Origin of the sequence: Roseomonas aeriglobus, from assembly GCA_016937575.1 — a bacterium.
In the GTDB taxonomy this organism is placed as follows: domain Bacteria; phylum Pseudomonadota; class Alphaproteobacteria; order Sphingomonadales; family Sphingomonadaceae; genus Sphingomonas; species Sphingomonas aerigloba.
The window spans coordinates 39,898-60,245 of sequence record JAFHKN010000005.1 but is presented as its reverse complement, the minus strand read 5'-3'; the positions used below and the strand labels follow the sequence as shown (position 1 = coordinate 60,245).

Sequence of the window (20,348 nt, the reverse complement as noted above, 5' to 3'; positions counted from 1 at the left end):
TTCGTTATGTTCGTGATGATCGACAGTTTAGGGTCAGGACTCATTGGTCATAGCCAGAAGATGACGGTGGCCGCGAGGGCGACGGCAGAGAAGAAGACGGTTGGGCAGCGGTCGTAGCGAGTTGCGACGCGGCGCCAATCCTTCAGACGGCCGAACATGATCTCGATGCGGCTGCGGCGCCGGTAGCGGCGCTTGTCGTATCTGACCGGCTCGTTGCGCGATCTGCGGCCCGGGATGCAGGGCTGGATGCCTTTGGCTTCCAGGGCGTCTCTGAACCAATCGGCATCATAACCACGGTCGCCAAGCAGCCACTGTGCTTTCGGCAGATCGTCGAGCAAGGCTGCCGCGCCGGTGTAGTCGCTGACCTGCCCGGCGGTCATGAAGAAGCTCAAGGGCCGCCCGTCCGCATCGCTGACGGCGTGCAGTTTGGTGTTCATGCCGCCTTTCGTGCGGCCGATCAGACGGCCGAGATCCCCTTTTTTACCCGCAGACTCGATGCCGTGCGGTGTGCCTTCAGGTAGGTCGCGTCGATCATGACGGTCTTCGGCACGGCCTCCGCTGCCGCGAGACCTTCCATCATTCGCAGGAAAATACCCCTCTCGCTCCACCGCTTCCAGCGATTGTAGAGCGTCTTGTGCGGCCCATAGTCCTTCGGTGCATCACACCAGCGTAGCCCGTTGCGATTGACGAAAATGATGCCGCTGAGCACCCGCCGATCATCGACCCGAGGCTTGCCATGGCTCTTGGGAAAGAACGGTTGCAGACGCGCCATCTGCTCATCCGTCAGCCAGTACAGGTCGCTCATCCACTCTCTCCTCACGGAGCCTGAATCAGATCGCGCCTCCCACATCAATGGGTCCTGACCCTAGGGATTTGGGCCAGCGATATTCCCCGGTTAGATTGATGTGTTCCCATCCCAACGGCGAGACGTGGGCGAGTAGATCAGGCGCGATATGGGTACCGCTGGCGGCCCGGGTATTGACGACCTCGCCGAGCTTCATGGTGTTCCAGAATATGATGATGGCGGCGAGCAGGTTCATTCCGGCGATGCGATAGTGCTGGCCTTCGCCGGATCGATCCCGGATTTCACCTCGGCGGTGGAAGCTGATGGCGCGCTTTAGGGCGTGGTGGGCCTCACCCTTGTTGAGGCCGATCTGAGCCTGGCGCTGGAGGCCGGCATCAAGAATCCAGTCGATCATGAACAGGGTTCGCTCGATGCGGCCCACCTCTCGCAATGCGAGGGCCAGCTCATTCTGGCGCGGGTAAGAGGCGAGCTTGCGAAGAATCTGGCTGGGGGCGACGATCCCCGCTGCGATCGTCGCCATGATGCGCAGGATGTCGGGCCAGTTGCGCTCGATGAGCGGTTCATTGATCTTACCTCCGACCAGCGCTCGCACATTGGCCGGCGTCGCGTTGGGCGTGAAGGCATAGAGTCTTTTCTGAGGGAGATCGCGGATACGGGGGGCGAACCTGTAGCCGAGCAAGGCGCAGGCGGCGAACACATGATCGGTGAAGCCGCCCGTGTCGGCAAAATGCTGGCGAACGCGGCGGCCCGCGTCATTCATGAGCAGCCCGTCCAGGATATAGGGAGCCTCGCTGACCGTTGCCGGGATCACCTGGGTTGCGAACGGCGCATATTGATCGGACACATGGCTGTATCCCTTGAGGCCCGGGACGTTGCCATATTTCGCGTTGATCAGATTCATCGCCTCGCCCTGCTCGGTAGCAAGGAAGAACTGCCCGTCGCTGGATGCCGATTGCCCTTGTCCCCAGAAGGCGGCCATGGGCAGGGCGGCGTGGGCCTCCACGATCATGGCGAGCGCCCGATCATAGGCGCTGCCTTCGACATGCCAGCGCGCGATCCGCAGCAATTCCCAGAAGCTGTGCGTGTTGGTCGCCGCCGCCATCTTGCGCAAACCGAGATTGACGCCTTCCGCCAGCAACACGTTCATCAGGCCGATCCGGTCGCTGCAGGGCGCGCCGGTGCGCAGATGCGTGAACGCCTCGGAAAATCCGGTTCGCTCATCGACTTCCAGCAACAGATCGGTGATCCTCGCGGGCGGGAGCTGTTGATAGAGATCGAGCACGAGATCCTCGGCCCCTTCGGGCGTGTCGGCCCTCAGCTTGTCGATGTGCAGCTTGCCGTTCTCGATGATGCCGCCTGGGATCGTGCCGGTTCGCGCCGCGCGGCCAAACTCCTTCAGCCGTGTATCCAGTCGAGCCCTGCGCTCGGCCAGCCATTCGCCGGGTCGCAGCGGCACGGCGAGCCGCGCGGTCTGCTCTATCGCCTGTGGCGGGACCAGAAGCTGCTTGAGGTCGCCATAGCGGCGCGATCCCGCCAACCATATGTCACCGGACCGGAAGGCGTCGCGGATGTGGAACAGCACCGCGATTTCCCAAAGCCGGTGGTCGCCGCTGGGCTCAGCGCGAAGATGACGATGCCATTTCAAGTTGGGACGTAGAAAATCCACCGGCGGATCGACCTTGATCCCGTTACGCAGCATCGCAACGGCCGCCAGAAGAGGCGTGGCGATCGGCGCCGCCTGCATGTCGAGCAGGCGCAGCATCCTGGGCGCGTAGAGGCGGAAACGGTGATAGCCGTCCAGCACACGGCTGAGCGGGTCGGCCGCGAGCACGTTGGTCAGCGCGGAGGCCGTGGCGACAAGGGTTCTGAACCGTTCCCAGCCAGGCCCGGTGGCGATTATCCCGTCCAGGGCCGTGCCATCGTCCTGCGCTCCAAGCAAAGCACCACCGATTTCGGCAAAGGACTTCAGCGTGTCCCGAACGGCCGCCTTTGCGTCGGCGATCCTGGTGTTGCAAAGGCGTTCGGAGGCCCGATAGAGACGGCCTACGATGCGATCGTGGGTCTCCACGATGACATCGGCCAGCGATGACCGCCATTCCAGGGTGCAGACAGCGAGGATCGCAAGCCGCCTGTCTTCGGGCAGATCACGCATGCCGTCGGCGTAATAGCGCTCGCCCTGCCGGCGAAGCCGGGTCACACGATGCGCCGGCACGCCGTCCAGCAAATCCGCCGGAAGATCGAACCTTTGAAGATATTCCAGTCGATCCATCAGCCGGTTAGCGGCTGCTGAATTTGCGCCAACCTCGAACTGTCGCAGCCATACGAAGCGCGTGACGCGACCATCCACCGTATCCTCCAACAGGTGAGCCAAATTCTCGCTCAGGGTTGGCGTGATGCGATGGGCGATAAGATCCTCGATCCGGCGCTCGGCCTCAACCAGCGCATCGGCGCAAAGGCGCTCGATCGTCGAGGAGCCGGGAAGGATCGTGCGGGTGCGGCGACACTCCGCAACGAAGCGACGGGCAAGATCCTCATTCGATGTCGCCGCCTCGGCTTCCCGAGCGATCCATTCGCGCAAATCCCGTGCGCCCCGCCCCGAAAAGGAGCGATAGCCGTAGATTCGGCGAAGGTCCGCCAGATGCTCGTGCCGGGTCTCCTCGCGCGCGGCATAGAGGAGTAGATCGTCGCTGGTCAGGCCGAGCTGGGCCGCGATGAAATCCGATACCTGCGCCGGGATCAACTCGCCAGGAGCGAGCACCCGGCCCGGGTAGCGCAGGACGCACAGTTGCAGCGCGAAGCCAAAACGATTGTGGGCGCGCCGGCGCTGGCGGATATGCCCGAGATCCTCATCGCTGAGGGTATAGTGCCGCAGCAGCTCACCTTGATCGACCGGCAAGTGAAGCAGCGCCTCGCGCTGTCGATCGGTCAGGGTCACGCGACGCGGCATACATGCTCCTTATTCTTTCCGAGCTACGGTTTGAGATAGCTTGATTGAGATGCTGGTTAAGATACACAATAGCCCAATCTTATGTGCTCATGTTCGTCACCGCCTCAAACCTTCGTGGCTGTTGAAAAACAGGCTGCTGGGATCTCGTTTGGACGATCAAACCGCAGCCGGCCATCGATCGAGTGCCATTTCGGCGATGGAGAGAAGTTCGTTGATCGTAGCGCCGTCGCGCGCTTGAACGGACATGCCTTCCATGACCGTATTGATGAATTTGCCTAGGACGGCCGGATCAGTATCGGCCGCAAGCTCGCCCTGCGCGGCGCCCCGATGTAAACGCTCGATCAGGAGGGCCTCCGCCGCGATACGCTTGTCGCGCAGCAGGCATTCGATGGCGGCGGACGCCGGCGACACGGCTGCCGCTGCCGAATACATGAAGCAGCCGGCCGGCGTTCCAGGTTCCGAGAACGATGACGCCGCTCGTTCCAGCAGGCCTTTGACGGCCTCGAAGGTGGACAACGCCGGATCGTTGATGGGTTCATAGAGGTGGACGCTGAACGTCGCAGCGTAGCGCTCGATCACCGCCGCGAACAGCCCCGCCTTGTTGTCAAACGCCGCATAGAGACTGGCGGCGGCGACGCCAGTCTCTGCCACCAGATCGGCCATCGATGTCGCCTCGTAGCCGCGCTGCCAGAACAGCCGTACCGCCTTGTCGAGCGCAGCGTCAGTGTTGAACTCTCGAGGGCGGCCTGCGCCACGACGAGCTTTCGTGTCTGTCATGTCTGGTGCCCGATATGGAATGATCGATAAATAATGGCTTGAACCTCGTCGCTGACATCGATACAGAACGATCGTTCAATAATCAAGGAATGGTCCATGAGCCGCATCGTTCGGATCCACGAATATGGCGACGCCAGCGTCCTCAAGATTGAAGATGTGGCAGTGCCCGCGCCCGCGGCCGACGAGGTGCAGATCGCTGTCAAGGCGATAGGCATAAACCGCGCCGAAGTGATGTTCCGCAACCATGCCTACCTTCAGGAAGCCGAGTTCCCGAGCCGCCTCGGCTACGAGGCTGCCGGTATTGTCGGCACGGTCGGCGCGGACGTGACCGGGTTTGCGGAAGGCGAAGCCGTCAGCCTCATCCCCCCGCTCGATATCGCGCGCTGGGGCACCTATGGCGAGGTCGCCAACGTGCCCGCCCGCCTCGTCGTCAAGCATCCGGCGGCGCTTTCGTTCGAGGAAGCGGCGGCCGTGTGGATGCAGTATGTCACCGCTTGGGGTGCGCTGGTGGAGCAGGCGAAGCTCGGCGAGGGCGATTTCGTCATCGTCACCGCTGCTTCCAGCAGCGTCGGTCTTGCTGCCTTCCAGATTGCGCGGATGGTCGGCGCTACGGTGATCGCGACGACGCGTACCGGCGCCAAGCGCCAGGCCCTGCTTGATGCCGGTGCACATCATGTCGTCGCGACCGGGGAAGAGGATCTGGTAGCGAAGGTGATGGAGATAACCGATGGTCAGGGTGCGCGCGTGGTGCTAGATCCGGTCGGAGGCCCGTCGTTCGAGTCGCTGACCGAGAGCATGGCACGCGGAGGCATCCTGCTCGAATATGGCGCGCTCAGCGGCGAACCGACGCCGTTCCCGTTGTTCTCCGTGCTGGGCAAGAGCCTCACGCTCAAGGGGTATCTCTACAGCGAGATCGTCTCGGACGATGCCGCCCTCGATCGCGCTAAGGCGTTCATCGTGGCGGGTCTGGAATCGGGCGCGCTCAAGCCGCGGATCGCGCGCACTTTCCCGCTCGACGCCATCCAGGACGCTCACCGCTTCCTCGAATCGAACGACCAGATCGGCAAGGTCGTCGTTACGGTCTGACCGGCATACCGGGGGAGTGAGCGATCGCTCCCCCACGAATTTGCGCTGACGCAACGGCCTCGCACCAGCAATCGGTTAACTCAACGAGGGTATCCCAACATGAAATCTCGCGCCGCTGTAGCCTTCGAGGCGGGCAAGCCACTCGAAATCGTCGAGATCGATGTCGCCCCACCCCGGAAAGGCGAAGTCCTCATACGGGTGACGCACACCGGTGTGTGCCACACCGACGCGTACACGCTGGCGGGGAGTGATCCGGAGGGTGTTTTCCCGGTGGTTCTGGGCCACGAGGGCGCGGGTATCGTTGTCGAGGTCGGTGAGGGCGTCACCAGCGTCGGACCGGGCGATCACGTGATTCCGCTCTACACCGCCGAATGCGGCAAGTGCGACTTCTGCCTGTCGGGCAAGACCAACCTGTGCGTCGCTGTCCGCGAAACGCAGGGCAAGGGCTTGATGCCCGATGGGACCACCCGCTTTTCGTACAATGGTCAGCCCCTCTATCATTACATGGGCTGTTCAACCTTCAGTGAATATACTGTCGTCGCCGAAGTCTCGCTCGCCAAGATCAATCCCGAGGCAAACCCCGAACATGTCTGCCTGCTCGGCTGCGGCGTCACGACCGGCATCGGCGCAGTCCACAATACCGCCAAGGTCCAGCCCGGAGACTCGGTCGCCGTGTTCGGCCTGGGCGGCATCGGCCTCGCGGCGATTCAGGGTGCGCGCCAGGCGAAGGCGGGTCGCATCATCGCCATCGACACCAATCCGTCCAAGTTCGAGGTGGCACGCCAGTTCGGTGCGACCGAGTGCATCAACCCCAAGGACCATGACAAGCCCATCCAGCAAGTGCTGATCGAGATGACGGGCTGGGGCATCGATCATACCTTCGAGTGCATCGGCAACGTCCACGTCATGCGCGCCGCGCTTGAATCAGCGCACCGTGGCTGGGGTCAGTCGATCGTGATTGGCGTTGCTGGCGCGGGCGAAGAAATCTCCACCCGTCCATTCCAGCTCGTTACGGGCCGAGTCTGGAAGGGGTCCGCTTTCGGCGGCGTCAAGGGACGTACACAGCTCCCCGGCATGGTCGAGGACGCCATGAGAGGCGATATCGATCTGGCCCCGTTCGTTACCCACACCATGGGTTTGGAGGAGATCAACGAGGCGTTCGAACTGATGCACGAAGGCAAGTCGATCCGCACGGTTATCCACTACTGACCCGCCGATCCAATCCGACCCAGAACGCCTTCGTCGAGAGCTTCAACGGCCAACTGCGCGACGAATGCCTCAACGATACGCTGTTCACCTCGCTGGCTTACGCCGAGGCCGTGCTGGCTGCCTGGCGGCAGGACTACAACACCGTCAGGCCGGCCTCACAACTCGGCGGGTGTACCCACACCCAGATCGCCGGCCAAACTGGTCCGGCATGCCCCGGACCAAGTTGGCATGTCCTCAACCACCGGCCGTGAACCATGTGGACTCTACGTCTGAGCGGTAACAACGGGGAGCACGTCATCAGCAGCAGCATCAAAAGCGGGATAAAACGCAAAAGACAGGCCATCCATTATGGCGGATGGCCTGTCGTGTTCTTCTGATTGAAGTCCAAAGCCGGCCCGTTCATTCCGAATGGCAGACGTATCTCACCGTTCAGTCGAACGGCAGTTCAGGACTCCAACATCGTACCTCGAGAACGCGGGTGTATGAAGTCCCGGTATGCCGTTCAGCCAAGCCCGACGGAACGGTGTCGAGCACTCTGCTATTTAGCTGCCAGTAGGGTGAACTTATGGATCTGCGGCGGTTCGGAGAACAGCTCATCGGCCTTGTCCATAAGTGCGGCGGCAACCTTGCCGTCAAGATGCGCCTGCCGATCTTCCTCTGTGTCGAACGTATCGAAGATCGCGTACGCACCGGGGCCTTCCTGGATCGCATACCAGGTCAGGGTACCGGGTTCGGCTTGAACGAGCGGTAGCGCCGAGGTCAAGAAATCCGCGACTTCGCTCTCCTTTCCGGGCTTGGCCTTCAGTGGCACGTACAGCGCAAGTTTGGGCATGACCAACTCCTCAAGATAAATGACTAGGTATTAGTTGTCTAAATAACGAACGAGAGGGTGGAAACGTTGCCCAGCGGTCACGCGCTTCGGTATCGGGTTGCGTGGCCCCATCGATAGGGTTCGCGTTCGGCATGGAATGGGCTCCTTTCCGGAAGGCTCGCTGCGCCGACCAAGGACTAATTTGAAGTGTGAGATACAACATCGTCAGCACGTTTGTCGCTACGCCGCAATTTTAGCTGAACGGCGGTGCGATTGACTGACGTAACGAAGGCGGAGCACACTCCGCTCCGCCTCCTCTCCATCGTCAGAACTGCTGTGCGGTCGGCCGGATGACGATCGCGTTGATGTCGACGTCATCAGGTTGTTCGACAGCGAACGCGATAGCACGCGCCACCGATGCCGCCGGGATGGCCTGCTTGTAGAAGTCCAGCACCGTCTCAGCAGCCGTACCCGACGTCGTGAACTTCAGGTCGCTCTCGACGGCTCCGGGCTCGATCGACGTGACGCGGACCTTCTCGCCCACCTCTTGGCGAAGACCTTCGCTGATCGCGCTGACGGCGAACTTGGTGCCGGAATAGACCGTGCCGCCCGGGGCGAAGACCTTGATGCCGGCGACCGAACTCAGGTTGATGATGTGGCCGCTGCCCTGCTCCAGGAAGCCGGGAAGAGCCGCGGCGATGCCGTAGAGCGTGCCCTTCAAATTGACGTCGATCATCTGGTCCCACTCGTCGGTGTTGACCTCGGCCATCGGACGGATCGGCATCAGACCGGCGTTGTTGATCAGTACGTCGAGACGGCCGAAGTCGGCGACGATCGCGGCGACGACGGACTGGACCGCCGACTTGTCAGTGACGTCAAGCGCATAGGCGCGTGCCGTTCCGCCGTTCTCGGCGATCTGCGCGACGACCTCGTCGAGCTTGTCCTTGCGCCGTGCGGCGATGGCCACCTTGGCGCCGCGTTCAGCGAGAAGCCGCGCGGTTTCCGCGCCGATACCGGTGCTGCCGCCGGTGATGAGAACAACCTTGCCTTCGATGCCTTTGGTCATGACTGTGTGTCCTTGATTTCAGATGTTGATTTTCCGCTGGATCGCGGCCCCGCGCCAGCGGTAGCCGCCGCGTGGATAAACGAGGCCAATAAGGCCCAGGCGAAGCGCAGGTGCCAACAGGCCGATCATCCGCAGCTCCTCTACGTAGAACGGTTGTGCCAGCAGCGCCGACCCCACCCATTCTTTAAGCTTGCCCATGGCAGCACCCTCAGGTCGCGGAGACGGGGTTGAGGACGAACGCGCCGCGCTCGGCCAGATCGCCGATCTCAGAGAGGTAGTTCTGGAAGTGGGGCGTCGCGCGGTGGGCGGCAACTGCATCCGCGTCCGCGTACAGCTCGTCGAGGACGAAGCGGTTCGGATCGCTCTGGTCCTGCCAGAGATCGTAGCGCAAATTGCCCGGCTCCGCACGGCTCGGCTTTAACATGGCGTCGAGCAGAGCGTGCAGGCGGTCGACGGTATCCGCACGGGCGGTGAGCACGGCGACGATCTTCACGTTGGCTGTCATGGCACCGTTCCTCGTCATGGTTATATGCGAAGCGGGGCGCATCCTGAGCGCCCCGCCCGTCATCCTGGTACTCACGCCGCGGCGCGATCGAGGGCTTCGATCAAAGCGTCGGCCATGGCCTGGTCCGACGCCGGATTCTGACCCGTGATCAGCTCCCGGTCCACGACGACATTCGAAGCGAAGTTCTTGTCAGTGACCGAGACGTCGCCACCGGCCGAGAGCAGCGCCTTTTCCATGTCGAAGAAGAGCTCGCCCTTCAGCACTTGCTCCTCGGCGATCTTCTCCTCGCTCGCCGAGAAGACGGTCATGCGGTAGCCCGAGTAGATCCAGTCTCGCGCCAGGTCGGCCGCCCCGGCGTCATCGCCTTCCTCCAGCGCCTTGCGGAAGGCCGGAGCATCGTCGAGCGTAGCGACAACGGCTACCGGTCCGTGGCAGAGGAGCGCGGTCGGCTTGGCCGCCGTGTGGAAGTGACGGAGGATCGTGCCCGCGTCGTGGTCCTGCATCAGGTCGACGACGGGAGCGTGGCCGCCCGGCACGAACACTCCGACGAAGCCGTCCAGGCCGCCCTCGACGACAGAGCGCAAGCTGCGGACGTCGTTCATCGCCGGGTGGCTGGCAAAAAAGTCCTTGGCGCGCTGGAATGCCGTCTCATCGCCGCCAAAATGATCAACCGAAACGGAGACGGCGTCGATGTGTGGCTTGGCCCCATTGGGCGTGGCGAGAACAATATCATAGCCGGCGTCGAGCAGAGCCAGCGCGGGGACCGCCGTCTCGTTGAGATACTGACCGATCGTCGCGGTACCACCGCCACGCAGACCGATCTGCGTCGCGTTCGATCCAAGAACGAGAACCTGTCCCTTGCTCATCTGAACCTCCATGTTCGCGGCGTCCGTCGCCGATGGATGAGAAATGGGCCTTGTTGACATATTCTAGAAGTTTATCTTCTTGATTTCAGATATAAGTATGACAGTATAACTGCGTGCGCTATGATCTGAACCTGCTGCCGATCTTTGTCGCGTTGATGGAGGAGCGCAGCGTCACGCGGGCCGCCGAGCGCATGGGCATGACACAGCCCGCCCTGTCTAACGCCCTATCGCGTCTACGACTAATGCTTCAGGACCAGCTGTTCGTCCGCGAGCGCTACGGCATCCAGCCGACCCCAATCGCGCTAGAACTCGCGCCGCTGATCGCCGAAGCGCTCGCACAGCTCGACGACGCGGTCCTCGGTCAGCAGGCCTTCGACCCCGCACAGGCCGAACGCCTCTTCACCATCGCGCCGAACGGCTATGTCGAATTCGTCCTCGTCCCCGCGGTCGTGGCGCGACTGCAGAAAGTCGCACCCGGCATTAAGCTCCGCCTGACCCCCTACGGCAACGATCTCGTTGAGACGGGCGTCGTGTCGGGCACGACGGCGCTCGTGCTGGGCCGCATCGTTGACCCGCCCGACAACCTCGTCGTCCAGCACCTGATGGACGAGGGGCTCGCCTGCGCCGTCCGCGCCGACCATCCGGACGTCGGCGATGCCATGACCCGCGAGCAGTTCGAGACGATGAAGCACGTCAACATCGTGCCGCCCGGACGGATGCGCGCCGGGCTCTTCCAGGCGCTGGCGCAGCAGCAGCTAAAGCGCGACGTCGCGATCTCCGTGACCAACTTCTTCGCGGTCGCGGAGATGGTGGCGGTGACCGACTATTGCGCCACCTTGCCCTCGCTCATCTGCAGGCGGCTGATGCACGACCCCCGGCTGAAGATCCTGCCGGCCCCGGTCGACCTCGGCAGCTTCCCCGTCGAGATGGCCTGGCACGTCCGCTACCGGCACGATCCCGCACACCGCTGGCTGCGGACGCTGATCGGCGAGGTCATCACCGATCTCAAGGGAAAGACGGCAGCGGCAGCCACGCCGTCGCCAGCCTGAGGGACGCTGTCGGACCGGCAACGGCGGTTGTGCATATCCCCCGACTCACCAAGTATCGCTATATAGCCTCTGAAACGACAGGACTTATCATGCGCGCAGTAGCTTATCAGCAGCACGGCACGATCGATCGTGCGGAATCGCTCGTCGACATCGAGCTTCCCGATCCCGTAGTCACTGGGCGCGATCTCCTCGTCGAGGTGAAGGCCGTCTCGGTAAACCCGGTTGATACGAAGGTCCGCAGCGGCTCGGGTCCGATCCGCGGCGACTGGCGTGTGCTGGGTTGGGATGCCGCTGGTGTCGTTCGTTCCGTCGGCCCGGACGTGAACGACTTCAAAGCCGGGGACGAGGTGTTCTACGCGGGCAGCATCGGCCGCGATGGGACTAACGCCGAGTTGCACCTGGTCGATGAGCGCATTGTCGGGAAGAAGCCGGCCAGCCTCGATTGGGCAGAGGCAGCGGCGTTGCCGCTGACGGCGATCACCGCGTGGGAGGCCCTCTTCGAGCGATTGTCCGTGCGTACTCCTGTAGCCGGTGCAGCACATGCGCTGTTGATTGTCGGGGGTGCTGGCGGGGTAGGCTCGATGGCAATTCAGCTTGCTCGCCAAGTACCCGAGCTGATCGTCATTGCGACGGCCTCGCGCCCTGAAACGCAGGCCTGGGTGGGTGAGCTCGGTGCGCACCATGTCATCGATCATCGCCAGCCGCTGGCTCGGCAAGTGGCGAATTTGGGCATCGGCGCGCCGGCTTTCGTCTTCTCGACCACGCACACCGACGAGCATATCGAGCAGATCGCCGAGCTGATCGCCCCGCAGGGACGTTTTGCGCTCATCGACGACCCCAAGACGCTCGATGTCGTACCGTTCAAACGCAAGTCGGTGTCGACCCACTGGGAGTTTATGTTCACCCGGTCCATGTTCGAGACCGCTGATATGGAAACGCAGGGTCAGATCCTGTCGGCCATCGCCAGCCTCGTGGACGCCGGCGAGGTGCGCACCACCCTCACCGAACGGTTCTCCCCCATCAACGCCGCGAACCTCAAGCGTGCGCACCAGGCGCTTGAGAGCACTTCCGCACGCGGCAAGATCGTCATCGAGGGTTGGCAGTGATGCGGTTCACGCTCACCCGCAACGTCCGCCGTGCCCGCAGCCCCCGCTGCACCAACTGAAAGGGACCAAGCCTCGGCGTTATCGATGCCAGCCATGTGCGGTTGTGGGCGTCGCTTTCGCTGGGTCACTGATATCTACAATCATAAAAGACCGTGATGTTTTGAGATAGCAGACGCGGTGCTCGGGTGAAAACTCGGGACGTCTGCTAGCTCGGCCTCTCACCAATCGGTGCCAAGAGCGGGGAGTGCTTCGGCTAAGAAGTCAATCCACGCCCGCGTCTTGGCGGCGGGGCGCCGCGTCGGGTGTGTGATGGCATATGCCGCTCCCAGCATCATAGGCGGCTCGTCCAGCTCAAGCTCGCTCAATTGGCCGGCGCGAAGCGCCTCTGCCGCAATAAAGCGTGGCCCATAGACCAGCCCTTGGCCCGCGATGGCAGCGCGAACCAAGGCCTCGCCATTGTCGGAACACATCGATCCTGAGATCGGCACCTTGATCGTCCCGTCTTTGCCGAACGCCCACGATGTCGTTCCTGCAAGCGACGCGTTGGTGTGGCCCAGACAATCGTGATCGCCGAGATCGGCCAGGCGGGTTGGCGTTCCCCGCCTCGCCAAATAAGAGGGGGCGGCACACAACACGACGCGCATCGCCACGAGCTTGCGGGCAACAAGCGCACTGTTGGCGAGGCGCCCGATCCGTACGGCGACATCCCAACGTTCTTCCAGCAGGTCGACGTAACGATCGTTGAAGCTCAGTTCGATCGTCACCTCGGGATGACGTGCGGAGAAAGCAGGGATGAGTGAGGCAAGGTGCAGAACGCCGAAGGTGGCGGGCGCACTGACGCGCAGCAGCCCCTGCGCGGTGATCGACCGCGACGATGCCTCCGCCTCGGCTTCACCGATCTCCATCAGGATGCGTTCGGCTTTTTCGAAATAGTCGGTCCCTGCCTCGGTCAGCGACAGCCGACGCGTCGAGCGCTGGACCAGCGTTGTGCCAAGCCGCGCTTCAAGAGCATCCAGGTGCTTGGCCGCCATCGCAGGCGACATGTGCAGATCGCGTGCGGCAGCAGAGATGCCACCGAGCCTGATCGCCCGCACGAACACGTCCATACCCGTCAACCGATCCGCCATGATTTCCTACCCGTGGTTGAAGCTGACTCTTCTATGTGGCAGATTATCATTGCGCGATAGTGGGCACATATCCCGGTCAACAGATCGAACAATGATCCAGGCGGCTTCCGTGGCGCCTGCACCGGAGTGTATGACCATGAGCGTCCAGCCTACCTACTTCATCCCGCATGGCGGCGGCCCCTGCTTCTTCATGGACGATCCGCGCGGCGTGTGGAGCGGTATGGAAGCGTTCCTGCGCAGCCTGCCGAACTCGCTTGCCGAGAAGCCCAAGGCTATCCTCGTCGTCTCGGGACATTGGGAGACGGACGGCTTTGCCTTGACCGGCGCCGAACGGCCCGAGCTGATCTACGACTATTACAACTTCCCGCCCCATACCTATCAGCTGCGCTACGACGTACCAGGCTCGCCCGCGCTCGCCGCCCGTGGCGCGGCCCTGCTCAAGGATGCGGGGATCCCTTCCTCTGTCGACCCGGAGCGGGGCCTGGATCACGGCGTGTTCGTGCCCCTCAAGGTCGCCTTTCCGAATGCGGACATTCCGCTGATCGAGATGTCCGTCGAGCGCGGGCTGGACCCGGCCCTCCATGTCGCTGCGGGCCGCGCCCTCGCGCCGCTGCGTGAGGAAGGTGTGCTGATCCTGGGTTCGGGCATGAGCTTCCACAACATGCGCGCCTATGGCGACCCGCGCTCGACGCCCGGCTCGCAGGCGTTCGACCAGTGGCTGGCCGAGAGCATGGAACTGGATGGTGCGCAGCGAGCCGAGCGTCTGGCGCATTGGGCCGATGCGCCATCGGCGCGGTTCGCCCATCCGCCCGCCAAGGAGGAGCATCTGCTGCCCCTGATGGTCGCGGCCGGCGCGGCCGAAGGCGAAGGCGCCCGGGTCTATGCCGAGGAAGTGCTGTCGACCGCCATCTCGGGTTTCCGTTTCAACTGATCTCACCGCGTCACTGAAGGAGAATTGTCATGACCATCGGCGTCACCGGCGCGACTGGCCAGCTTGGCCGCCTCGTCATCGAAAGCTTGAAGCGCAAGTCGACCGGCGAGCCGATCGTGGCGCTGGTGCGCTCGCCCGAAAAGGCCAGCGACCTGGGTGTCGAGGCACGCGCGTTCGATTACGCGCAGCCTGAGACACTCACTCCGGCACTGGCCGGGATCGACACGTTGCTTTTGATCTCGTCGAGCGAGGTCGGGCAGCGCGAGGCACAGCACCGCAACGTCATCGAGGCCGCCAAGACGGCGGGCATCAAGCGTATCGTCTACACCAGCCTGCTGCACGCCGACCGATCGCCGATCAGCCTGGGTGAGGAACACCGCGCGACCGAAGCGCTGCTGGCGTCCTCCGGTATCCCAACGACTCTCCTGCGCAATGGCTGGTACACCGAGAACTACACCGGCTCGATTCCCGCAGCCCTGGAGAATGGCGCGCTCGTCGGCAGCGCTGGCGAGGGACGCCTGTCGCTCGCGACCCGCGCCGATTATGCCCAAGCCGCAGCCATCGTGCTGACCAGCGACGGCCATGAGGGCAAGACCTATGAGCTGGCCGGTGACGACGCGGTGACGCTCGCCGACCTTGCCGCCGAGATCTCGCGCCAGACGGGTCGCGACATCCCGTACCGCGACCTGCCGCAGGCCGATTACGCTGCGATCCTGAAGCAGGTGGGCCTGCCCGAGGGCTTCGCCGAAGGGCTTGCCGCATGGGACGTCGATGCCTCGAACGGTGCGCTGTTTGATGACGGCCACCAACTCTCGAAGCTGATCGGGCGTTCGACGACACCGCTGGCCGACGCCGTGCGGGCGCAACTCGCCGCGCAGGGCTGACGTTACGGACAACCCCGACCGATAAAGATCATCCCTGGAGATAACGCATGAACATCGACCTTTCCGGCAAGACGGCGCTCGTGACAGGTTCGACGGCCGGCATTGGCTTTGCGATTGCGAAGGGGTTGACGGCGGCCGGGGCGATCGTCGTCCTGAACGGGCGCGACGAGAGCCGGACCCAGGAGGCTGTTGCCAAGCTGAAGCGTGAGTTCGGGGATGCCGATGTGCGCGGTGTGGCCGGAAACGTCGGAACGGAAGCCGGATGCGATGCCATCGTATCCGCGCTTCCAGCGGTCGACATCCTGGTGAACAATGCCGGCATCTTCGGCCCGCAGGACTTTTTCGAGACACTCGATGAGGAATGGGAGCGCTTCTTCCGGGTCAACGTGTTGTCGGGCGTACGCCTGTCCCGGGCCTATCTCCCGGGGATGCGGGACAAAGGCTGGGGTCGGGTGCTGTTCCTGTCCTCGGAATCCGGCCTAAACATCCCGGCGGACATGATCCACTACGGCGTGACCAAAACGGCCGACCTTGCCTTGTCGCGTGGGCTGGCCAAGCGCATGGCGGGCACGGGCGTGACGGTGAACGCCATTCTTCCCGGTCCAACGTTGTCGGAGGGCGTGACCGAGATGCTGGCGGACGCGGTCGCATCGGGCAAATCGTTGGAAGAGGCCGGCGCCGATTTCGTCAGGGCGCACCGACCGTCCTCCATTATTCGGCGTGCTGCCACGGTCGGGGAAGTCGCCAACCTGTGCGTCTATATCGCCTCTCCGCAGGCGTCCGCGACCACCGGTGCGGCGCTACGCGTTGACGGCGGTGTGGTGGATACGATCGCCTGACTTTCAGTTTGTCCCATCCCGATTGGAAAGGGCGGCCAACACGACCAATGCGCGAGTTGCACGACAGACGGCAAGGCGGGTGCCGTTTCCCGAACTGCTTGTCGAGCGTGGCAAAACGGAAAGCCAGACCGCCAGAAAAACGACCGGTTTTCTGGCGGTTGCTGATTTTGCCTCGTCAACGCATTCCACCAATCGGAAAACCCGTTGCGGAAACCACTGGCATATTGCAGGCTGTCGGATGTCTTTTCTGGCGGGGTAACAATGCTCATTGGATATATGAGGGTGTCCAAAGCTGACGGGTCACAGACGCTGGCACCCCAGCGCGATGCGTTGCTCTCTGCCGGCGTCGATCCCTCGCGGATTTACGAAGACCTTGCGTCGGGGCGGCACGACGCCCGCCCCGGTCTAACCGCGTGCCTGAAGGCACTGCAACCCGGCAACACACTGGTCCTCTGGAAGCTCGATCGCCTTGGGCGCGATCTTCGCCATCTGGTCGTCACGGCCGAGGCGCTGCGCGAACGCGGCATCGGCCTGAAGGTGCTGGCGGGTGCCGGCGCGCAGATCGACACCACGACCGCCAACGGTCGCCTCGCCTTCGGCATCTTCGCAGCGTTCGCCGAGTTCGAGCGCGAGCTCATCGCCGAGCGGACACAGGCGGGACTTGCCGCGGCACGGGCACGGGGACGGATGGGCGGTCGGCCTCGCAAGATGGACAAGGCCACCCTCGCGATGGCGATGGCTGCAATGTCCGATCGCAACGCAGTCGCGGCCGATGTCGCGCGCCGCCTCGGCATGACGACCACGACACTCTATATGTACGTGAATGGTGACGGCACGCCCAAGGCGCCCGGCCAGGCGCTGCTCGATGGCGTGCCGTACCGCAAAGAACGACTGCGCGCCGCGTGACCGTGCGCAAAGCCCATCAGCGATCAGGCATATCGTCGCGGTGGCGAGACGATCACATCATGCTCGATCGACCGGGCCGATATGGCCGCCGGGGTCAACGCTGCTGGAATGCACCTGCCTCGTCTGGGCTTGTCGGTCAGACGCTGTGGTCGCGCCAGGATCATCAGGTTCATCACGGCCGCGCCAATCAGGAATTCCTCCTCCGCTCCGCGGATGCCACGCAGGTGAAGTCGCCGCATGCCATGCTTGCCTTTGGCGTCGGCGAAGAACCGCTCGACCCCGCGCCGCAATCGCATGGATCGCTTGAAGAGCCCGGTTTCCAGTTCGGCCCTAGCGAGATCCCGGGCGTCCTCATTGTCGAGACGAACCAGTGTGCGACGACGGGCCTTCGTGCATGTCTTCCGAAGCACGCAGCCTTCGCAGTCCCGTGCATCGGCAGCATAGCGGTGTACGCCAGTGCGCAGGTGGAAGGTGTAGTGCCGGAGCGTCTTGCCGATCGGACAGGTGAAGCTGTCGGTGTCGCGATCATAGCTGAATGCCGTTCGCGGCAGCTTGCCCTTCGTCTGCTGCGTGCGGTCGATCACCGGGATGTGCGGGATCGCGCCTTGGTCGCGTACGAAACCGAGGAAGCCGGCGCTGCCATAGGCCTTGTCTGCAGCAATCCGCTTGGGGTGATAGTCAAAGCGATCGGCGGCTCGTCCGAGCATGACACGGCCGGCATCGACCTCCTCGGCAAAGCGCGCCGGCGTCGCTTCGACGTCGAGCGCGACGCCGCTCGGCGTGTCGACCAGCGCATTCAGTGCATAGCCGAACCGCGCGCGCCCCGGGCGTGCCGACCAGGCTGCGGCGGGATCGGTTCGCGATACACCCTCGAAATCCTTCGAGCCGCCAGGTTTTGTGCTGATACTACCCTGATCGGCCAGCCACTCCCGGACAGGACGACCGGCGTTCGCTACGTAGGGCAAATAGCCAGGTACGGTCTTGCGCTGCCAGCACGCATCAGCCTCGATGAACGAGGCATCAATCGCGGCGTCCTTGCCTCCGACCAAGCCCTTCCCGATGCAGCGGCGAACCGTGGCCTCGAACAGCTGCCGGAAGACGCCGGCATCGCGAAAGCGTCCGTGCCGGTTTTTGCTGAAGGTCGAGTGGTGCGGAACCTTGTCCCCCGGCGTGAGACGGCAGAACCAGCGATAGGCGAGATTGTAGCGCAGCTCCTCGCACAGACGCCGCTCGGACGTGATCGCGTAGATGCGGCCGATCAGGGTCATGCGGATGAGGAGTTCGGGGTCGATCGACGGCCGACCTCGCGCGCTGTAATGATCAGCCAGCGCTTCTCTCAGCTCGCCCGTATCGAGACATTGATCGATACGACGCAACAGGTGGTTTGCGGGCAACAAGGCTTCTATGGTGCGACGGGACGCCCCTTCCCGCCCACCGCGACAGGCTGGTCCCATCATAGCGGCGCTTCTCACGGTAGGAGTGAAACGAAGGAGCACCCCGGCATGTCCGGTATTTTTCAACAGGCCCCTTCGTTTGTGATCCATGCTGATCGGCTACGCCCGCGTGTGTCGGTTTTCAAAATCGATGTCAGCTATATGTCAGAGACGATGACAGCCACGACGTTACGGCTCATTCTGCGGCGTTGAGTGCGGGCGTGGTGGGTGCCTCGGTTTTGAGTGCAGCGAGTTCGCGGTAGAGAGTGGATCGGCCAAGCCCAAGCTGCTTCGCCGCCTGCGCCGGACGCACGCCGGCCTCGACCCACATTCCCCAAGTAAATCGCTGATTTTGCTGTCAGGATCTCAATATTTCCGATATAAATCATGGTGTTGATGGCCGTGAGGGGCGCGTTTGATGGGTCACCCAGAGGGTGCGGGTTCGAAGCGGGCAGATCGGGTCGAGTTCGACCGCCGGGTGCATGTGGAGTTCCGAGGTGCGCAGCTCAGTTCCGACGGCGGCCTGCTGGTGATGCGCGAGCTGGATGACGCGCTCGGGCTGTCCGATCTGGCGGCAAAAGCATTGCGCGACACCCGGCGCGGCAAGAACACGGTCCACCGGCTTGACGGGTTGTTCCGGCAATCGGTGTTCGGGCGACTGGCCGGATACGAGGATGTGAACGACGCCGACCGCCTGGCCCTCGATCCGGTGATGCGCCAGGTCGTGGGTGGAAGGGCTGTCGATGCGCAAGCGGCCTCGGCCTCGCAGATGGGACGGTTCGAGACCGAGACACTGGCACAGCCCGAGAACCGTGCCGCGCTGGCCGACCTGAATGGCCAATGGATCGACCGGTTCCATGACCGTAACGGGCTGAAGTACATCGTTCTGGACATGGACAGTTCGGTCAGCCCCACCCATGGCGATCAGGAGGGCGCGGCCTGGAACGGGCATTTCGACTGCACCTGCTATCACCCGAACGAATTCTTGGTGCCCTGCGACTGCGGGCGAACTGGAAAAGCCGGGCTTGACCTTAACATGATGTCAAGGTCGATAGAAGGGTCGACTCAAAGCGAGGAGACGCTCTCGACCATGGAGAATGGCATGGAAACCCTGGATGCCAATATGCTGCTGTTCTCGGTCAAGGGCATGACGTGCGGGTCCTGCGCGGCGCATATCGAACGCGCTGTCCGTGAAGTCCCGGGAGTGGTGGATGTGAGTGTCGACCGCCCGACGAACCAGGTCCGCATCAAGACGAGCTCCGACACCGGCCAAGCCGATATATTTGTCCGCGCCATCGCGCTTGCCGGCTATGTCGCGAAGCGGGTCGCCCCCTGACGATCATGGCGCTCCGACTGCTCTTGTCGCTGCTTGCCGCGTTCGCGCTGTTCCTGTCACCGCTTGCGGGGACAGGCGGCGCGAATGCGGCGACGCCGCACCTGACTTTCGGAAGCATCGAACAAGGCCATTGCCTGAACGCCACGAGCGCGCCCGACACGCACCGGCCGATGACCGCAATGACATGCGTCAGCGCCTGCGCACCGCTCCAGGCAATCCCCGCCGAGCCCGGCCCTCCGCGTGTGGCCGCGAAAAACGCCCCTGAATCGCGGGAACCCCGCCCGCTTGCAGGCATCCATCCCGAGGCGCGCGCGCCCCCGCCCCGCCCAGCTCCGGAAATGTGAACCCCACAATTTTCCCGGAGAAATACGATGTTGATGATTCTGACAGCAGCCGCAATGGCGGCCGCCAACCCCGCAGCCGTGGCATCGGCACAATCCGCCAGCCCCGCGCATCAGATGCATGCCGGCATGGCCGACATGAAGGGCGCCATGCCCTGCCATGCCCGGATGATGGGCAACGGCAAGACGAAGCCTCGCGGCGAGATGGACTGCTGCGACAAGAAAATGTCCGGCGAGGCCAAGGCACCGGCCGCCCCCGCCGGCAAGTAATCGTTGCGCCGGGAGCGGTACCGACACCGCTCCCGGCCTTTCCTGATCATCGAG

At 63.3% G+C, this 20,348-nt stretch carries 21 protein-coding genes and 1 pseudogene; 11 read left to right on the top strand and 11 right to left on the bottom strand.

What is annotated here, in order from left to right; all coding sequences use genetic code 11:
• Positions 1-47: 47 nt before the first annotated feature.
• The 3 genes from JW805_19490 to JW805_19480 all read right to left on the bottom strand — a co-directional run bounded on the left by JW805_19490 (position 48) and on the right by JW805_19480 (position 4,529).
• Positions 48-805 (bottom strand): IS5 family transposase gene (locus JW805_19490; protein MBN2974183.1). Its coding sequence is split into 2 segments (ribosomal slippage): positions 48-484 and positions 484-805, totalling 759 coding nucleotides; the frame shifts between segments, so codons are not numbered across the junction.
• Positions 806-830: 25 nt separating this feature from the next.
• Positions 831-3,752 carry a Tn3 family transposase gene (locus JW805_19485; GenBank protein ID MBN2974182.1) on the bottom strand — a complete coding sequence of 974 codons (2,922 nt, stop codon included), beginning with the start codon at positions 3,750-3,752 and terminating at the stop codon, positions 831-833.
• A gap of 156 nt (positions 3,753-3,908) precedes the next feature.
• Positions 3,909-4,529: a TetR/AcrR family transcriptional regulator gene (locus JW805_19480; protein MBN2974181.1), complete on the bottom strand. Its 621-nt coding sequence runs from the start codon at positions 4,527-4,529 to the stop codon at positions 3,909-3,911.
• 96 nt (positions 4,530-4,625) lie between these two features.
• On the opposite strand from JW805_19480, the gene JW805_19475 reads away from it, so the two are divergent.
• The 3 genes and pseudogenes from JW805_19475 (at position 4,626) to JW805_19465 (ending at position 6,988) form a co-directional block, all read left to right on the top strand.
• Positions 4,626-5,615, top strand: a complete 990-nt coding sequence (locus JW805_19475; protein ID MBN2974180.1) for a zinc-dependent alcohol dehydrogenase family protein — start codon at positions 4,626-4,628, stop codon at positions 5,613-5,615.
• A gap of 99 nt (positions 5,616-5,714) precedes the next feature.
• The gene (locus JW805_19470) at positions 5,715-6,824 is read left to right on the top strand and encodes an S-(hydroxymethyl)glutathione dehydrogenase/class III alcohol dehydrogenase (protein ID MBN2974179.1); all 1,110 of its coding nucleotides are present in this window, start codon (positions 5,715-5,717) and stop codon (positions 6,822-6,824) included.
• Between the two features lie 14 nt (positions 6,825-6,838).
• Positions 6,839-6,988: pseudogene (locus tag JW805_19465) on the top strand (transposase).
• 374 nt (positions 6,989-7,362) lie between these two features.
• Here the strand turns inward: JW805_19465 and JW805_19460 are convergent.
• From JW805_19460 to JW805_19440, 5 genes are all read right to left on the bottom strand, one after another.
• The gene (locus JW805_19460) at positions 7,363-7,656 is read right to left on the bottom strand and encodes an antibiotic biosynthesis monooxygenase (protein ID MBN2974178.1); all 294 of its coding nucleotides are present in this window, start codon (positions 7,654-7,656) and stop codon (positions 7,363-7,365) included.
• Positions 7,657-7,960: 304 nt separating this feature from the next.
• Entirely contained in the window at positions 7,961-8,701 is a 741-nt protein-coding gene (locus tag JW805_19455; GenBank protein ID MBN2974177.1) for an SDR family oxidoreductase, read from the bottom strand.
• An 18-nt stretch (positions 8,702-8,719) separates the two neighbouring features.
• Positions 8,720-8,899: a hypothetical protein gene (locus JW805_19450; protein ID MBN2974176.1), complete on the bottom strand. Its 180-nt coding sequence runs from the start codon at positions 8,897-8,899 to the stop codon at positions 8,720-8,722.
• Positions 8,900-8,909: 10 nt separating this feature from the next.
• On the bottom strand, positions 8,910-9,206 hold the full coding sequence (locus JW805_19445; GenBank protein ID MBN2974175.1) for an antibiotic biosynthesis monooxygenase: 297 nt from the start codon (positions 9,204-9,206) through the stop codon (positions 8,910-8,912).
• Between the two features lie 71 nt (positions 9,207-9,277).
• A complete protein-coding gene (locus JW805_19440; GenBank protein ID MBN2974174.1) occupies positions 9,278-10,072 on the bottom strand; it encodes a type 1 glutamine amidotransferase domain-containing protein in 795 nt (264 codons plus the stop codon).
• A 113-nt stretch (positions 10,073-10,185) separates the two neighbouring features.
• Between JW805_19440 and JW805_19435 the strand changes: the two genes are divergently transcribed.
• Positions 10,186-11,121, top strand: a complete 936-nt coding sequence (locus tag JW805_19435; protein MBN2974173.1) for a LysR family transcriptional regulator — start codon at positions 10,186-10,188, stop codon at positions 11,119-11,121.
• Between the two features lie 89 nt (positions 11,122-11,210).
• Positions 11,211-12,227 (top strand): zinc-binding alcohol dehydrogenase family protein, encoded by a 1,017-nt coding sequence (locus JW805_19430; GenBank protein MBN2974172.1) that lies wholly within the window; start codon positions 11,211-11,213, stop codon positions 12,225-12,227.
• Between the two features lie 218 nt (positions 12,228-12,445).
• Here the strand turns inward: JW805_19430 and JW805_19425 are convergent, their stop codons facing one another.
• Positions 12,446-13,354, bottom strand: a complete 909-nt coding sequence (locus tag JW805_19425) for a LysR family transcriptional regulator (protein MBN2974171.1) — start codon at positions 13,352-13,354, stop codon at positions 12,446-12,448.
• Between the two features lie 130 nt (positions 13,355-13,484).
• On the opposite strand from JW805_19425, the gene JW805_19420 reads away from it, so the two are divergent.
• From JW805_19420 to JW805_19405, 4 genes are all read left to right on the top strand, one after another.
• Positions 13,485-14,285, top strand: coding sequence for a dioxygenase (locus JW805_19420; GenBank protein MBN2974170.1), 801 nt, complete (start codon positions 13,485-13,487; stop codon positions 14,283-14,285).
• A gap of 29 nt (positions 14,286-14,314) precedes the next feature.
• The gene (locus JW805_19415) at positions 14,315-15,169 is read left to right on the top strand and encodes an SDR family oxidoreductase (GenBank protein ID MBN2974169.1); all 855 of its coding nucleotides are present in this window, start codon (positions 14,315-14,317) and stop codon (positions 15,167-15,169) included.
• Between the two features lie 47 nt (positions 15,170-15,216).
• The gene (locus tag JW805_19410; protein MBN2974168.1) at positions 15,217-16,008 is read left to right on the top strand and encodes an SDR family oxidoreductase; all 792 of its coding nucleotides are present in this window, start codon (positions 15,217-15,219) and stop codon (positions 16,006-16,008) included.
• Positions 16,009-16,269: 261 nt separating this feature from the next.
• A complete protein-coding gene (locus JW805_19405; GenBank protein ID MBN2974167.1) occupies positions 16,270-16,914 on the top strand; it encodes a recombinase family protein in 645 nt (214 codons plus the stop codon).
• 23 nt (positions 16,915-16,937) lie between these two features.
• Here JW805_19405 and JW805_19400 read toward each other — a convergent pair whose 3' ends face one another.
• Together JW805_19400 and JW805_19395 are read right to left on the bottom strand one after the other, a co-directional pair.
• Positions 16,938-18,308, bottom strand: coding sequence for a transposase (locus tag JW805_19400; protein MBN2974166.1), 1,371 nt, complete (start codon positions 18,306-18,308; stop codon positions 16,938-16,940).
• 235 nt (positions 18,309-18,543) lie between these two features.
• Complete coding sequence (locus tag JW805_19395; protein MBN2974165.1) at positions 18,544-18,678, bottom strand: hypothetical protein; 135 nt, start codon at positions 18,676-18,678, stop codon at positions 18,544-18,546.
• 87 nt (positions 18,679-18,765) lie between these two features.
• Between JW805_19395 and JW805_19390 the strand changes: the two genes are divergently transcribed.
• A complete protein-coding gene (locus JW805_19390) occupies positions 18,766-19,683 on the top strand; it encodes a transposase (GenBank protein MBN2974164.1) in 918 nt (305 codons plus the stop codon).
• Between the two features lie 371 nt (positions 19,684-20,054).
• On the top strand, positions 20,055-20,294 hold the full coding sequence (locus JW805_19385) for a hypothetical protein (GenBank protein MBN2974163.1): 240 nt from the start codon (positions 20,055-20,057) through the stop codon (positions 20,292-20,294).
• Positions 20,295-20,348: the final 54 nt, after the last annotated feature.

Coding starts and splice junctions, on each gene's coding strand:
- JW805_19485 (MBN2974182.1), bottom strand. CDS start 3,752: ATGCCGCGTCGCGTGACCCTGACCGATCGACAGCGCGAGGCGCTGCTT.
- JW805_19480 (MBN2974181.1), bottom strand. CDS start 4,529: ATGACAGACACGAAAGCTCGTCGTGGCGCAGGCCGCCCTCGAGAGTTC.
- JW805_19475 (MBN2974180.1), top strand. CDS start 4,626: ATGAGCCGCATCGTTCGGATCCACGAATATGGCGACGCCAGCGTCCTC.
- JW805_19470 (MBN2974179.1), top strand. CDS start 5,715: ATGAAATCTCGCGCCGCTGTAGCCTTCGAGGCGGGCAAGCCACTCGAA.
- JW805_19460 (MBN2974178.1), bottom strand. CDS start 7,656: ATGCCCAAACTTGCGCTGTACGTGCCACTGAAGGCCAAGCCCGGAAAG.
- JW805_19455 (MBN2974177.1), bottom strand. CDS start 8,701: ATGACCAAAGGCATCGAAGGCAAGGTTGTTCTCATCACCGGCGGCAGC.
- JW805_19450 (MBN2974176.1), bottom strand. CDS start 8,899: ATGGGCAAGCTTAAAGAATGGGTGGGGTCGGCGCTGCTGGCACAACCG.
- JW805_19445 (MBN2974175.1), bottom strand. CDS start 9,206: ATGACAGCCAACGTGAAGATCGTCGCCGTGCTCACCGCCCGTGCGGAT.
- JW805_19440 (MBN2974174.1), bottom strand. CDS start 10,072: ATGAGCAAGGGACAGGTTCTCGTTCTTGGATCGAACGCGACGCAGATC.
- JW805_19430 (MBN2974172.1), top strand. CDS start 11,211: ATGCGCGCAGTAGCTTATCAGCAGCACGGCACGATCGATCGTGCGGAA.
- JW805_19425 (MBN2974171.1), bottom strand. CDS start 13,354: ATGGCGGATCGGTTGACGGGTATGGACGTGTTCGTGCGGGCGATCAGG.
- JW805_19420 (MBN2974170.1), top strand. CDS start 13,485: ATGACCATGAGCGTCCAGCCTACCTACTTCATCCCGCATGGCGGCGGC.
- JW805_19415 (MBN2974169.1), top strand. CDS start 14,315: ATGACCATCGGCGTCACCGGCGCGACTGGCCAGCTTGGCCGCCTCGTC.
- JW805_19410 (MBN2974168.1), top strand. CDS start 15,217: ATGAACATCGACCTTTCCGGCAAGACGGCGCTCGTGACAGGTTCGACG.
- JW805_19405 (MBN2974167.1), top strand. CDS start 16,270: ATGCTCATTGGATATATGAGGGTGTCCAAAGCTGACGGGTCACAGACG.
- JW805_19395 (MBN2974165.1), bottom strand. CDS start 18,678: ATGTGGGTCGAGGCCGGCGTGCGTCCGGCGCAGGCGGCGAAGCAGCTT.
- JW805_19390 (MBN2974164.1), top strand. CDS start 18,766: ATGGGTCACCCAGAGGGTGCGGGTTCGAAGCGGGCAGATCGGGTCGAG.
- JW805_19385 (MBN2974163.1), top strand. CDS start 20,055: ATGTTGATGATTCTGACAGCAGCCGCAATGGCGGCCGCCAACCCCGCA.